Source organism: Streptomyces sp. NPDC003635, from assembly GCF_053587635.1.
The window spans coordinates 58,303-72,147 of sequence record NZ_JBSFOK010000035.1; the positions used below are offsets into that span (position 1 = coordinate 58,303).

14 protein-coding genes are annotated in these 13,845 nt (G+C 70.6%); 8 read left to right on the forward strand and 6 right to left on the reverse strand.

Annotated features, from left to right (window positions below; translation table 11 throughout):
* Positions 1 to 16 precede the first annotated feature (16 nt).
* The gene (locus tag ACWDRW_RS28095) at positions 17 to 1,453 is read left to right on the forward strand and encodes a family 2 encapsulin nanocompartment cargo protein terpene cyclase (protein ID WP_451727234.1); all 1,437 of its coding nucleotides are present in this window, start codon (positions 17 to 19) and stop codon (positions 1,451 to 1,453) included.
* Between the two features lie 15 nt (positions 1,454 to 1,468).
* On the forward strand, positions 1,469 to 2,344 hold the full coding sequence (locus ACWDRW_RS28100; protein ID WP_451727237.1) for a geranyl diphosphate 2-C-methyltransferase: 876 nt from the start codon (positions 1,469 to 1,471) through the stop codon (positions 2,342 to 2,344).
* A 51-nt stretch (positions 2,345 to 2,395) separates the two neighbouring features.
* Here the strand turns inward: ACWDRW_RS28100 and ACWDRW_RS28105 are convergent, their stop codons facing one another.
* On the reverse strand, positions 2,396 to 3,808 hold the full coding sequence (locus tag ACWDRW_RS28105) for a cellulose binding domain-containing protein (protein ID WP_451727240.1): 1,413 nt from the start codon (positions 3,806 to 3,808) through the stop codon (positions 2,396 to 2,398).
* A gap of 15 nt (positions 3,809 to 3,823) precedes the next feature.
* Positions 3,824 to 5,338: a beta-N-acetylhexosaminidase gene (locus ACWDRW_RS28110; RefSeq protein WP_451727243.1), complete on the reverse strand. Its 1,515-nt coding sequence runs from the start codon at positions 5,336 to 5,338 to the stop codon at positions 3,824 to 3,826.
* Positions 5,339 to 5,689: 351 nt separating this feature from the next.
* Here ACWDRW_RS28110 and ACWDRW_RS28115 point away from each other — a divergent pair, with 351 nt between their 5' ends.
* From ACWDRW_RS28115 to ACWDRW_RS28140, 6 genes are all read left to right on the forward strand, one after another.
* Complete coding sequence (locus tag ACWDRW_RS28115; protein ID WP_451727245.1) at positions 5,690 to 6,529, forward strand: GntR family transcriptional regulator; 840 nt, start codon at positions 5,690 to 5,692, stop codon at positions 6,527 to 6,529.
* Positions 6,530 to 6,612: 83 nt separating this feature from the next.
* Positions 6,613 to 7,671 (forward strand): YihY/virulence factor BrkB family protein, encoded by a 1,059-nt coding sequence (locus ACWDRW_RS28120; protein WP_451727248.1) that lies wholly within the window; start codon positions 6,613 to 6,615, stop codon positions 7,669 to 7,671.
* A gap of 39 nt (positions 7,672 to 7,710) precedes the next feature.
* On the forward strand, positions 7,711 to 8,259 hold the full coding sequence (locus ACWDRW_RS28125) for a phosphatase PAP2 family protein (protein ID WP_451727250.1): 549 nt from the start codon (positions 7,711 to 7,713) through the stop codon (positions 8,257 to 8,259).
* Between the two features lie 152 nt (positions 8,260 to 8,411).
* On the forward strand, positions 8,412 to 8,831 hold the full coding sequence (locus ACWDRW_RS28130; protein WP_451727253.1) for a phage holin family protein: 420 nt from the start codon (positions 8,412 to 8,414) through the stop codon (positions 8,829 to 8,831).
* Complete coding sequence (locus ACWDRW_RS28135; RefSeq protein ID WP_451727254.1) at positions 8,828 to 9,298, forward strand: DUF3618 domain-containing protein; 471 nt, start codon at positions 8,828 to 8,830, stop codon at positions 9,296 to 9,298. Before ACWDRW_RS28130 ends, ACWDRW_RS28135 begins: the two co-directional genes overlap by 4 nt.
* Positions 9,295 to 9,561 carry a DUF4235 domain-containing protein gene (locus ACWDRW_RS28140; protein ID WP_451727257.1) on the forward strand — a complete coding sequence of 89 codons (267 nt, stop codon included), beginning with the start codon at positions 9,295 to 9,297 and terminating at the stop codon, positions 9,559 to 9,561. The genes ACWDRW_RS28135 and ACWDRW_RS28140 overlap by 4 nt, the downstream gene beginning before the upstream one ends.
* Before the next feature lie 217 nt (positions 9,562 to 9,778).
* Here the strand turns inward: ACWDRW_RS28140 and ACWDRW_RS28145 are convergent, their stop codons facing one another.
* The 4 genes from ACWDRW_RS28145 to ACWDRW_RS28160 are packed head-to-tail and all read right to left on the reverse strand — an operon-like array spanning position 9,779 to position 13,692.
* Positions 9,779 to 11,059, reverse strand: coding sequence for an FAD-dependent oxidoreductase (locus ACWDRW_RS28145; protein WP_451727260.1), 1,281 nt, complete (start codon positions 11,057 to 11,059; stop codon positions 9,779 to 9,781).
* Positions 11,060 to 11,069: 10 nt separating this feature from the next.
* On the reverse strand, positions 11,070 to 11,705 hold the full coding sequence (locus tag ACWDRW_RS28150; protein WP_451727263.1) for a maleylpyruvate isomerase N-terminal domain-containing protein: 636 nt from the start codon (positions 11,703 to 11,705) through the stop codon (positions 11,070 to 11,072).
* Positions 11,702 to 12,529, reverse strand: a complete 828-nt coding sequence (locus ACWDRW_RS28155) for a fumarylacetoacetate hydrolase family protein (RefSeq protein WP_451727266.1) — start codon at positions 12,527 to 12,529, stop codon at positions 11,702 to 11,704. Before ACWDRW_RS28155 ends, ACWDRW_RS28150 begins: the two co-directional genes overlap by 4 nt.
* A gap of 2 nt (positions 12,530 to 12,531) precedes the next feature.
* Positions 12,532 to 13,692, reverse strand: coding sequence for a cupin domain-containing protein (locus ACWDRW_RS28160; protein ID WP_451727268.1), 1,161 nt, complete (start codon positions 13,690 to 13,692; stop codon positions 12,532 to 12,534).
* Positions 13,693 to 13,845: the final 153 nt, after the last annotated feature.

Sequence of the window (13,845 nt, forward strand, 5' to 3'; positions counted from 1 at the left end):
CAGCAAGGAGTTGCCGATGCCCGCCTCCGGGCCCCTCGGAACATCTGCCCCTGAGCAGCGGCCGGCGCCGCCCTCAGCCGTACCGGACGCCCCCGCGCCTGTGGTCCCGGACCTTCCGGTCAGGCCGACCGCCTCCGACTTCCTGGCAGCACTGCATCCGACGGTCACGATCCCCGTACCGCCACCGGCCCCGGCGCCCGCAGCCGCCGAACCGGAGACACCTGCTGCCGTATCAGAGACACCTGCCGCCGTACGGGAGACACCTTCCGCCGTACCAGCAACACCTGACGTCCTTCCAGGCAGCGCTGCCGTCGTACCGGACACACCTGTCTCTGCCCCGGCCTCGGACGAATCCGTCCTGCACAAGCTCTTGGGAGGACCGACCGGAGTGGGCACGGCCTCGCTCTCCTTGACCGACAGGTACAAACCCCCGCTCCCGGTCCCAGGGGCCCCGGCACCCGCTCCGTCCGCCGAGGGGCGAGCCGTCCCCGGTCTCTACTACCACCCCGTCCCGGAACCCGACCCCGGGCGCGTCGAGGAGGTGAGTCGCCGGATCAAGCTCTGGGCCGAGGACGAGGTCCAGCTCTATCCCGAGGAGTGGGAGGGCCAGTTCGACGGCTTCTCCGTCGGCCGTTACATGGTCGCCTGCCACCCCGACGCCCCGACGGTCGACCACCTGATGCTCGCCACGCGGTTGATGGTCGCGGAGAACGCGGTGGACGACTGCTACTGCGAGGACCACGGCGGCACACCCGTCGGTCTCGGCGGACGCCTCCTCCTCGCGCACACCGCACTCGACCACTGTCACACCACCGCGGAGTACGCGCCGCAGTGGCAGGCGTCCCTCACCTCGGACGCCCCGCGCCGGGCGTACCGCAGCGCGATGGACTACTTCGTCGGCGCGGCCACACCCTCCCAGGCCGACCGGTACCGGCACGACATGGCCCGACTGCACATGGGCTATCTCGCCGAAGCCGCCTGGGCGGAGACCGGGTACATCCCGGAGGTGTGGGAGTACCTGGCGATGCGCCAGTTCAACAACTTCCGCCCCTGCCCCACGATCACCGACACCGTCGGCGGGTACGAGCTGCCCGCGGACCTGCACGCGCGACCGGACACGCAACGCGTCATCGCCCTCGCCGGCAATGCGACCACCATCGTCAACGACCTCTACTCGTACACCAAGGAACTCGACAGCCCGGGCGTCCACCTGAACCTCCCGGTGGTGATCGCGGAACGCGAGCAGCTCTCGGAGCGCGACGCCTATCTCAAGGCGGTCGAGGTCCACAACGAACTCCAGCACGCCTTCGAAACCGCCGCGGCGGACCTCGCGAAGGCCTGCCCGGTGCCCACCGTGCTGCGCTTCCTCAAGGGCGTGGCCGCCTGGGTCGACGGCAACCACGACTGGCACCGCACCAACACCTACCGCTACAGCCTGCCCGACTTCTGGTAAGGAACGGACATTTCTGTGACCACTGAAGCCACCTCCACCACCACCGCGAAGATCCCGGCCCCGGCGACGCCCTACCAGGGGGACATCGCCCGCTACTGGAACAACGAGGCACGGCCGGTCAACCTGCGCCTCGGTGACGTGGACGGGCTCTACCACCACCACTACGGCATCGGCGCCGTGGACCACGCGGCGCTCGGCGACCCGGCCCACAGCGAGTACGAGAAGAAGCTCATCGCGGAGCTGCACCGGCTGGAGTCGGCCCAAGCGGACTTCCTCATGGACCACTTGGGCGCCATCGGTCCCGACGACACCCTCGTCGACGCCGGCTGCGGGCGCGGTGGGTCCATGGTCATGGCGCACCGCCGCTTCGGCTGCAAGGTCGAGGGCGTCACCCTGTCCACCTCCCAGGCCGACTTCGGCAACAGGCGCGCACGCGAGCTGCGGATCGAGGACCACGTCCGCTCCCGGGTGTGCAACATGCTCGACACACCCTTCGACAAGGGCAGCGTCGCGGCCTCGTGGAACAACGAGTCGACCATGTACGTCGACCTGCACGACCTGTTCGCCGAGCACTCCCGCTTCCTGAGGGTGGGCGGCCGGTACGTGACCATCACCGGCTGCTGGAACCCCCGCTACGGCCAGCCGTCGAAGTGGGTCTCGCAGATCAACGCGCACTTCGAGTGCAACATCCACTCCCGCCGCGAGTACCTGCGCGCCATGGCCGACAACCGGCTGGTGCCGCACACCATCGTCGACCTCACCGCGGAGACGCTGCCCTACTGGGAGCTGCGGGCCACGTCGTCACTGGTCACTGGGATCGAGGAGGCCTTCATCGAGTCCTACCGCGACGGCTCCTTCCAGTACGTCCTGATCGCGGCCGACCGCGTGTGAGCCCGGTGCCTCGCGGGACCCCCGGTCCCGCGAGGCACCGACGCGGAGGGCTCAGCTGTTGGGGACGGTGTCCTGGAAGGTGGTGCCCGCGCTCCGGTAGGCCGCCACCTTGGCGGCGACCTGGGCCGGGGTGAGGACCTGGTCCTTGACGTGCAGGACGTAGTCGACCTGCTGGTCGTACGCCCGCGCGGTGGTGCTGGTCTGGCCCGCCAGGTCGATCAGCCACTGGTTGAAGTTGATCGACATCGGCCGCTCCGGCAGGTACGCGGCGTCGTGGGTGCCGAACAGCTGGCCGTCGACGTAGTACTTGATGCTGCTGTTGTCGATGGTCACGACCAGGTCGTGCCAGCCGGCCCAGCTCTGGCGGCTCTCGGTGTGCTGGTTGACGGCCACCCAGGGTTCGGCCTGGTAGGTCTCCCAGGACGTGGTGTAGAGGATGTTCGACGGCTCGCCCCAGCCGCCGTTGGGCAGGTACTCGAAGTCGTACTCGGCGTAGTCGTCGGCCAGGGGCGCCGTAAGGTCGTTGATCGTGAAGAACGTCTGGACGATACGGTCGCCGTCCGGGCCGAACTTGGGTACGTCGCTGAACTTGACCCGGGCCGCGTAGGTGCCGTTCTTGAACTTCCGTGCCTGGGTGAGGACCTCGGTGTGCTCGGTGCTCGACGCGGTGCCCGCGGTCGAGGTCTCCATGTTCATGATCGAGTTGCCGGCCGAGACGGCGAAGGTGACGTTCTCGGGGGCCCAGGTGGCGCCGGGAACGCCGGGGCCGCCGGAGTTGGACCGGACGCTCCAGCCGTTCGCCGAGATCTTCGGGTCGGTGTGGCTGCTGTAGTTGAAGTCGTCGAACAGCGTGGCACCGTCGCCCGGAGGGTCCGTCGGGTCGGTCGGGTCCGTCGGGTCGTTGCCCGCGGGGGCCGTGCCCCACACGACGTTGCCGGCCAGCTGCGCGGTGACCTTGGACCAGTCGCCGTAGGAGGTCTGGGAGGCGCCGAAGGAATAGTCGTCGCTCTGCTTCAGTGGCGCCCAAGTCGACTGGTAGAAACGCAGCTGCATATCGCCGGTGTCGGCGCCGGGGGCGAGCGAACCGGCACCGGAGGTGAAGCCGATCTCGAGGTAACGGTCGGCGGTGGCGGTGGGGTTGGCGAGCGTGCCGAAGGTGCCCGTGATGTTGGCGCAGCCCTTCACGGCCCAGGAACAGGCGAAGCGGTAGGTGGCGCTCGCCGAGTCGGCCTTGAAGTAGTAGCGGACCTTGACGCCGCTCAACTGCACGCTGCTGCCGCTGGTGTTCTTCACCTTGAACCAGGGTTCGGCCTGGTCGGCGCTGGCTCCGGTCGCGCTCGTGCGGTACTGGACGCTCAGCCCGCCGGCCGCCGCGTCCGCGGTGGCCGGGAGCGCGGCGGCGCCCAGGGCCACCGCGACGGCTGTGACTGCGGCTGCGCGGAGCCGGTTCTTGCTGATTCTCATCGAGTCTCTCCTTGGTCAGGGGTGGTGGCCGACGCCGAGTGCGTCGAGCCGGAGGGTGTGCTCGTCGAGACGGGACCGGAAGTCGGCCCAGTCGGTCGCGCCGCTCCAGCCGCGGTCGGCGAGGGCGCACAAGCGTGGGAAGGTGAGGTACTCGATGTGCTCCGGCGTCGATACGAACTCGGTCCACAGTTGGGCCTGGGTGCCGAGCACCCGCCCGGTCACGTCCGCGTCGTGGTCCCCCGGCAGGGGGTCGTGGGCCTGGACGGCACGCAGATCGACGACGGCACCGGGCTGGGCCGGTGGCTCGTGCGGGCTGTCGGACTGGGCGTAGTCGAGGTAGGTGGCCCGGTGGTACGCGCTGACGACGGCGTGGCCGCGGCGGGCGGCCGTCGCCGTGTGCGCCGGGTCCCGCCAGGTCATCACGGTGAAGTCGAGGGGCAGTTCGGCGCCGGTCTCGGCCCAGGCGACCGGGCGGCGCCCACGTCGTACGAGGAAGTCGCCGATCTGTCGGAGAAACCAGCCGTGCAGCGCCTCGGGGTTCGTCAGGCCCTCCGCCGCCGCTCGTTCGCGTGCGGCGGCACTGTGCGTCCACTCGGCGGTGGGGCACTCCTCGCCGCCGATGTGGATGTACGGGGAGGGAAAGACATCCATCACTTCGTCCAGGACGGTGCGACAGAAGTCGAGGGCCTCGTCGTGGACGCCGAGGACGGTGTCGCACACGCCCCAGCGCGTCCAGACGTCGAGGGTGCGCTCGGGGTGGTTGCCGAGGTGGGGGTAGGCGGCGAGAGCGGCCCGCACGTGTCCGGGCATCTCGATCTCCGGCACGACGGTGACGCCGCGGGCGGCCGCGTAGCGGGCCAGGCCGTCGAGTTCGGCCCGCGTGTACGACCCGCTGTGCGGAACTCCGTCGTACGTGCCGCTGCCGGCCGGGCCGATCTGGGACTCGGCGCGGTGGGCGCCGATCTCCGTGAGCTTGGGGTAGGCGGCGACGGGCATGCGCCAGCCCTGGTCGTCGGTGAGGTGCAGGTGGAACACGCTGATCTTGTGCAGGGCCAGGAGGTCGACGTATCGGCGCAGGTAGGAGACGGGCTGGAAGTGCCGCGCCACGTCGAGCATGGCGCCGCGCCAGGAGTGCCGCGGGAGGTCGGTGATGTCGGCGCACGGCAGTTGCCACCGGGCACCGGCCTGCGGGGTCTGCGACAGGGCCTGGGGCGGCAGGAGCTGACGGATCGTCTGGATGCCGCGCAACAGGCCGGTGGGGTGTGCGGCGCGCAGCACTACGGCGTGCTCATCGATGGTGAGGGTGTAGCCCTCCTCGCCCAGGTCGCCTCGGCCGGGATCCAGGGTGAGGACGAACCGGCCGTCAGCGGAGGGGCGCAGAGGCAGTCCGGTGGCGGGGGCGAGCAGGGTGCGCAGCAACTCGGCGGCCGGTTCGGCGCCTTCGCCGATGTGCAGCGAGGTGTCGCCGTCAAGGCTGAAGTGGCCTGGCCGGAGAGCCACTTCGGTGGGACGCGGGAGGAGTGCGGGCATGGGTGGTCTCCGGAACGGGTGGACTGTGAGGTGGTGCGGACACTCGGCCCGACCGTGGTCAACGAGCACGGACGCACCGTCCAGCGAGCAGAGCTTCACGGTTTCCGGGAAAGCCAGTATCTGACCAGTGAGGGCAACTGGTCAGCTCACCACTTGATGTGGGGATGAAGGTGGCATAGACCAATCGTGTCGTCAACCCCCCGCGTCGTGGCGGGAATTGTCGCGCAGGCCAGTCGGATCTCGGACGATCGTCATGCGATGACAGCTACACTGCTCCCGCCAGGGAGGGCTACCCCAGCAAACCAGTGGTCAACTGGTCAGCCAGAGGATCCGTGCACGAGGGAGCGCAACGTGACAGCCGACGAACCAGGTGCGCTGCTCAAACGCGAGCGCGTTCGCGACTTCATCCTCGGCCTCGTCGAGTCACTCCGCCCGGGGGACGCGATTCCCTCCGAGCGTTCCCTGTGCGCCCGCCTGGGCGTGTCCCGCCCGACCCTGCGCGCGGCGGTCGACGAACTCGTCGCCGCGGGTCTTCTGGTCCGGGAACACGGCCGCGGCATGTTCGTCGCACCCGAGAAGATCACCCAGGAACTCGTCTCCGGTCAGCAGACCATGACGGTGCCTCAGGCGTCCGGAACCTGGTCGAGCCGGCTGCTGGAGTTCACCACCATCCCGGCAGGCGCGCGCGTGGGCCGCAAGCTGCGCCTGTCCCCCGCCGCCGAGATCGTGTACGTGGCCCGGCTGCGCCTGGTCGACGGCGCCCCGATGGCCATCGAGCACCTGCACATCAGGGCCGACCTCGTCCCGGCCCTGTCCGCCCGGGAACTGGAAACCGGCGACCTGTACGAGCACTTGCGCACCCAGCACGACGTGCAAGTCCATGAGGCCGTCCAGGCCATCGAGCCGACCGTCGTCACCCGGGCCGAGGCCGAGCTGCTCGACGTGCCCGAGCTGTCACCGGCGCTTCTCTTCGAGCGGCTCACGTCGGACACCACGGCCCGGCCCGTCGAGTACGTGCACTCGATCTACCGCGGCGACCGCTACCGCATCGTCTCCCGGCTCACCCTCGGTCCCCCGGCGACCGCGCCGCAGTCTCAGCTCGGCCACCACCCCGGCATCCCGCCGGGCGATTTCGCCCACCGCGACACCATCGCGTCCTCGACCCGCGGGGACATCCAGTCGGCACCGTGAACCACCGCCGACCGACGACCGGAAAATTACCCGTTATGTCTGGAATGTGATTATCAGGGGGTTCGGCCGGATACCCGTGCGGCATGGTACGGACTGCGAAACAACACGGACAGCACGGCGGGCACGCTGTGGGCGACCGAGAGGTCACCGCTCAGGGGACGCGTGCCGGACCGGATGAGCAGGTGGAGCGGCAGGCGCCGGACACTCCGGCGGATCTGCCCAAGGGCTCCTGGGGGACGGTGCTGAAAGGCACCGTGAAAGAGTTCAAGAAGGACGAGCTGACCGACCGGGCCGCCGCTCTGACCTACTACTCGATTCTGGCGCTCTTCCCGGCACTGCTCGCCTTGATCTCGCTGCTCGGCGTCGTTGGGCAGTCAGCGACACAGCAGGTGCTGGACAACATCCAGAAGCTCGCTCCGGGAGCGGCCCAGGACGTCCTGCGCAACGCGGTGCAGCAGATGCAGGGCAAGGCCGGGATCGGCTCGGTCATGGCGATCGTGGGCTTCCTCCTGGCGATCTGGGCGGCGTCCGGCTATGTCGCCGCGTTCATCAGGACCGCGAACGCCGTGTACGACGTCCCCGAGGGCCGCCCGGTGTGGAAGGTGCTGCCGGTGCGCGTCGGCGTCACCGTGGTGCTGATGGTCCTGGCCGTGATCACCGCCGTGATCGTCGTCTTCACCGGAAGCCTGGCCAAGCAGGCCGGCTCGGCGCTCGGCGTGGGCGACACGGCGCTGACGGTGTGGTCGATCGCGAAGTGGCCGGTGCTCGTCCTCCTGGTCATGATCATGATCGCGCTGCTGTACTGGGCGACGCCGAACGCCAAGGTCCGGGGCTTCCGCTGGATCACGCCGGGCAGCTTCCTGGCCCTGGTGATCTGGCTGATCGCTTCGGCCGGGTTCGCGTTCTACGTGGCCAACTTCGCCTCCTACAACAAGACCTACGGCACGTTCGCCGGCGTGATCATTTTCCTGGTGTGGCTGTGGATCACCAATCTGGCGATCCTGCTCGGCTTGGAGTTCGACGCGGAGCTGGCCCGACAGCGTTCCGTGGCCGGCGGTCACCCGCCCGGCGAGGAGCCCTACGTCGAGCCGCGTGACACCCGCAAGTGGGACGAGGAGGATCGGCGCCGTCTTGAATCCTGAGATACCGACAGAGTGTTTCGTCCGGGGAGTGGGCTGGTCATGGGGACGATGACGAATCTGCGCGACGGCGATCGCCGGCTGGCCAGGCGGGCGATCGCCTGGGGTCCGCGGTGGTTGCGGCGGGCCGTGCCGACCGTGGAGGAGGCGGCTGAGCACACCAAGCTCTGGTTGGCGGCGGCCGGGGTGATGACCACTCTCGGTGGATGGCGGGGGCGTACGGCCGCTGCCGCCGGGGTGACGGCGATGGCAACGGCTCAGCTGCTGGCCAACGTGGTTGCCAAGCCGCTCTACCCAAGGCGCCGCCCCCCACCGGAATGGATCCCGCCGGAAGAGCGTCGCGACCGGCCGGACAGCTCCTCCTTCCCCTCCGGCCACGCGGCAGCCGCGTTCGCCTTCACCGGGGCCGTCACGCCGGTGTGGCCGGCCGCCGGTGCCCTGTGCGCGGTGTCGGCGATGGCAGTGGCGGCGGAGCGGGTGCACAGCGGCGCGCACTACCCCTCCGACGTGGCCGTCGGCGGCGTCATCGGCCTGGGCGGGGCCGCCCTGGTACGGGCCACGCCACGTCTTCTGCGCAGATGTGTGTTCTGACGAGCGGTTACGCCTCGCTGCTTGGGTACTCGGGCCCCCGGTCAGCGGAAGGAGAGATCGCTGCTCGGCCGTCACCCACAAGACGATCACTGGCGCACACCAAGAACGCCACCACGTATCCGGCAGCGACGACGAAGGACAGGTGAGCACCCATGACAGCAGACGGCTCCCCCCGCACCAGCGGCAGCACGCAGGAACCGGTGGGCGAACTGGTCCAGCGTGCCTCGCAGCAACTGTCGCAGCTGGTGCGCGACGAGATGCGCCTCGCACAGGCGGAGATGACCGAGAAGGGCAAGAGGTTCGGCAAGGGCGGTGGCCTGTTCGGCGGCGCCGGCCTGGTCGGTGTCCTCACCCTGCAGGCCCTGGTGGCTACCGTGATCGCCGCGCTGTCCCTGGCGATGGACGTATGGGTGGCGGCACTGATCGTCACCGGGGTACTGGCCGCCGTCACTGCCCTGATGGCGGCCCTGGGCAAGCAGCAGATCGGCAAGGCCTCCCCGCCGAAGCCGGAGCGGACCATGGACAGCGTCAAGGCCGATGTGGCCGAGATCAAGGAGAAGGCACAGCGATGACCCAGGACAAGCCGCCCACGGGCGATGAGGCAGCACCCACGCCGGAGGAGCTGCGCAAGCAGGTGGAGGCGACCCGCGAGGAACTCGGTGAGACCGTCGAGGCTCTCGCGGCCAAGACCGATGTGAAGAGCCGTGCCCGCGAAAAGACGACCGCCGCCAGGGAGCAGGTCGCCGAGAAGACCACGCAGGTCAGGGCTCAGGTCCGGGACAAGGCGGCGCAGGCCGCCCACCTGGTGCAGGACAAGACGCCTGAACCGGTGCGCGCCAAGGCCGTCGCCGCCACCGGCCAGGTGCACGACAAGGCCGTGCACCTGGGCGAGCTGGCCCGGGAGAAGGCTCCGGAGCCGGTGCGCGAGAAGGCCGACCAGGGCATGCGCATGGCACGGGCCAACCGCACCCCGCTGCTGGCCGCTGCCGGGGCTCTCATAGCGCTGCTGTTCGTACGGCGTGCCAGGAGGCGGCGATGAAAGGCTCGAAGATCGCCTACAAGCCGGTCGGTCTGGCCCTGGGGGCCGTCAGTGGCGTGGTGGCGGGCGGAGTGTTCAAGCAGGTCTGGAAGAAGCTCGGTCACGACGAGGACGCCCCCGACGCCACCGACGAGGAGCGCGCCTGGGGCGAGGTCCTCACCGCCGCGGTCCTCCAAGGCGCGATCTTCGCCGGCGTGAAGGCCGCCGTCGACCGCGGCGGCGCGGCAGCGACCCGCCGCCTGACCGGTACGTGGCCCGGCTGATCCAGGGCGTCGGACGAGCGCCGCGCCGTCGGCGCCGCCCCACACGACCTCGCCGATCACCGCGCGGTCCAGCTCCGGGGACTGCAGGCCGGCCGCTCGAAGCGCCGGAGGCGAGGTCGTCGGGCCGCGCCTTGGCGAGTACCCCGTCGAACCTGCCGAACGGGGTGCGGACGGCCGTGTACGGGTGGGCGTCACTCACGGGTGTCGCCCACCCGCGTCAGCGGTGCGCCGGCGGGGGCGTCGTCTCGGCCGCCGCCGAGGACAGCGGGATCGGCGCGAACATCGGGGGCTCCTGCTCCGGCACCAGCGCGGTCGGGCCGTACAGCCAGTCCGTGAACGCGTAGTCGTAGGTGTCGCGAGAGCGCAGCAGCACATTGCGCCGCTCACGGGCCTCGCCGTCGAGGTGCCACAGCTCGCCCCACGCGCGGGAGGTGGTCAGCACGCGGCGGCAGTGCTCCGGGCGGACGGCCTCGTAGGCGGCCAGCGCGCCGTCCCAGTCGACCGTCCCGTCCTCGACGCGATTGCGGGCGACGTGCTCACCCAGCACCCATCCGTCCTCGATGGCCATGATCGCGCCCTGCGCGATGTACTGCAGCGGCGGGTGCGCGGAGTCACCGAGCAGCGCGATCCGGCCGTGCACCCAGTTCATGATCGGGTCCCGGTCGAACATGCGCCACCACTTGTCCCGCCACATGAACGACAGACCGTCCCGGACGAACGAGCAGGTCCCGGCGAACGCGGCGTCGAGCTCGTCGGGCGTGCCCCAGTCCTCGCGCCCGGCCAGCGCCTTGGGCGACTCGAAGACGGCGACCTGGTTGAGCAACTCCCCACCGCGCAGGCCGTAGTGGACGAAGTGGCAGCCGGGCCCGACGTACACCACGACCTCGCCGAGATCGACGGAGCGCACTCTCGGCTGCTCGGCGGGAACGGTGCCGCGATAGGCGACGTACGCCGAGGAGACGGGCTCGTCGTCGACCAGCAGCGCCCGGGCCACGGAGTGCAGTCCGTCGGCCGCGATCACCACACCGGCCTCGTGGGTGTCGCCGGCCGCGAGGGTCACGCGGGCGCCGCCGCCCGTGTTCTCGTACGACGTCACCTCAGCGTCGGTGATCAGTTCGACGCCGGAGCGTCGGCACGCCCGCAGCAACAGGCCGTGCAGGTCGCTGCGGTGGATGACCAGGTACGGGTAGCCGTAGCGCTTCTCCAGGTCCCGCAGGTCCAGCCGGGTCAGTTCGTCGCCGTCGACGGCGTCACGCATGATCATCGCGTCCGGGACGACGCCGAGGCTCTTGGCCTCGTGGAGGAGCCCGTAGTCATCGAGGATCCGGGTGCAGTTGGGGGCGAGCTGGATGCCGGCGCCGACCTCCCCGAAGGCGGGCGCGCGCTCCAACAGGCGGACGCGCAGGCCCTTTCGGGTCAGCGAGAACGCCGCGGCGAGGCCGCCGATGCCGCCGCCGACGACGATCACATCAGGTGGGGACACGCTGCGTGGGGACATGCTGCACTCCTCAGAGCCAGGGGCCGAGCTCGGGAGCGTCGGCGAGCGAGTGGGGGCGGCCGGCCAGCCAGGCGGCGACCTCCGGCAGGGGGCCGTCGGGAAGCTCGGTCAGCCCGCGCTTGGCGCGGATGTCGGCGACCAGGGCGGTCAGGAAGCCCCTCGGCAGGTCGGCGAAGGTGACGCCGCCGGTGCCGAGGTCGACGGCGTGGACGCACACCTCCCGGGCCCGCATCCACGGCAGTTCGGTGGCGGGGACGGTACGGCCCTGGGCGGTGACGACCTCGTGGTGCCACTGCTCGTCGGTGAGCCGGTCCAGACCCGCGGCGAGTTCCCCGGCGGACGCGGTCAGCCAGGACCGGAGCGCCTCGGCGGGCAGGGCCGCGCCCTCGGCGATGCCTGCGGCGCGTTCCTCGGCGGAGGCGTACATCGGCGTCTTCTCGCCGGTGGCCGCCCAGCGCACCAGGTTGCCCAGGGCGTCGGCGTTGGCGGCGACGTGCGCCACGAGGTGCCCCCGGGTCCACTCCGGCAGCACGCTCGGCGCCGAGAGCCCGGCGTCGTCCAGGCCCGCCACGGCGTCGAGCAGCAGCTCGGTTCCGGTGCGGGCCCACCCGCGCGCGTCGGCCAGGGTGCGGACGGTGTCCGTCATCCCGCGACCACCTTGTTGGTGCAGGCACCCAGGCCCGCGATCTCGGTGACAACGCTCTGGCCGGGGAGGAGGAAGACCTTGGGGTCGCGGGCGTTGCCGACGCCGGCCGGGGTGCCGGTGGCGATGATGTCGCCCGGGTTCAGGGTGATAACGGTCGAGATGTAGCGGACCAGGAAGACCGGGTCGAACAGCAGCGTGCCGGTGTCGTCCCGCTGCATGACCTGCCCGTCGACGGTGGTGGTGACCTGGAGGGCGGGGCGGACGCCGCCGACCTCGTCTGGGGTGACGACGTACGGGCCGACCGGGGTGGTGGCCTCCCAGATCTTGCCCTGGGTCCACTCGATGGTGCGGAACTGCCAGTCGCGTACCGAGATGTCATTCATGACGGTGAAGCCCGCGATGGCCTCGGCCGCCCGCTGCTCGTCGGCGCGGCGGACCCGCTTGCCGATCACGACGGCCAGCTCGACCTCCCAGTCGAACGCCTCGGTCTCGGCCGGCCTGACGATGTCGTCACGGGCACCGATCAGGGTCTCGGCGAACTTCGGGAAGAGGGTCGGATAGGCGGGCAGGTCCCGGCCCATCTCCTTGATGTGGTTGGTGTAGTTGTGGCCGACGCAGATCACCTTGGACGGCTTGGGCACGACGGGCGCGAAGTCCGCGCCATCGACCGGGTGGGTGGCGCCTGCCGCGGCGGCCGCCGTCTCCTGCCAGCCGTCCTCGGCGAACAGCGCGCCCAGGTCGGCGTACCCGAGGTCGACGAGGGCCTCGCCGTCGAGGCGGACCGCCCGGGTCCCGGCGGCGGTGCGGATGGTGGCGAGCTTCATGATCAGGCGTCCTTCTGGGTGCGGTCGAGCTTGAGCGCCTCGAAGACGGGCGCGTCGGAGAAACGGAAGAGGTCGAGGCCGCCGGAGTCGGAGTCGGTCGCACCGGCCTCGGACCTGGCGGAGAACGGCTCCCAGGACGGAACGACGAACAGGTCCCCGCGGGTCACTGTCCACGACGTGTCGCCGACGCTCACCGTGCCGGAGCCGTCGAAGACCTGGTAGACCGAGGAGCCGGTCTCGCGCACCGGGGCCGTCTCGGTGCCCCGGGTGATCCGGTGGAACTCGGCGCGGATCGTGGGCAGCACGTCGGAGCCGTCGTGGGGGTTGCTGTAGCGCACCGCGGCATGGCCGGGCTCGACGGTACCGCCGAAGCCCTCCTTTTCCAGGAGGAGTTGGTCGCGCAGGGCGGCGTTGGTGTGTTCCCACTTGTACGACAGCAGCGGACTGCCCGGGGCGGTCGGCGCGGCCGACAGGGGTCGCAGGCCGGGGTGGGCCCACAGCCGCTCCGAACGCGAGCGTTCGGGGGTGGTCCGCTCGGCGTCGCTGATCTCGTCCCGGCCGAACTCGAAGAACTGCGCCTCGGTGACGTACTGGAAGGGGATGTCCAGGCCGTCGATCCACGCCATGGGTTCACTGGTGGCGTTGTGGTGGGCGTGCCAGTGCCAGCCCGCCTGCGGCAGGAAGTCACCGCGGTTCATCGGCACCGGGTCGCCGCCGACGACCGTCCACACACCCTGGCCTTCGACGACGAAGCGGAAGGCGTGCTGGGTGTGCCGGTGCTCGGGGGCGTCCTCGCCGGGCATGAGGTACTGGATGGCCGCCCACAGCGTCGGGGTGGCGAAGGGCCGGCCGCCGAGCGAGGGGTTGGCCAGCGCGATGGCCCGGCGCTCACCGCCGCGGCCGACGGGGACCAGGCCGCCGGCCCGGCCCGCCAGCTCCCGCAGCCGCTCCCAGCGCCACAGATGCGGCACGGCCCGCGAGCGCGGGTGGGCGGGCATCAGGTCGCCGATCTCGGTCCACAACGGGACGAGGAGTTCCTGCTCGAAGCCCCGGTAGAGCTCCTCGAGCGCCGGGGTGACCTCGGGCTGCCCCTCCGCGGCGAGTGCCCGCAGCCGCACGGGGGAACTCGCCGTGATGTCTTGGGTGATGGAGGACTCAGTCACGGGTTCAGCGTGCCGCGTGTCTGCTGATGGAACATGGGGATTCTGCAGAGCAGAATCACGATGGACGGCACCGCCCCGTCCTGCCCTCGGGCTCGTCCTGGTGCTGTACGGCGCCGCCGTCGTGGAGTCGGTGCCCGAGTCCCCGGTCCTCGA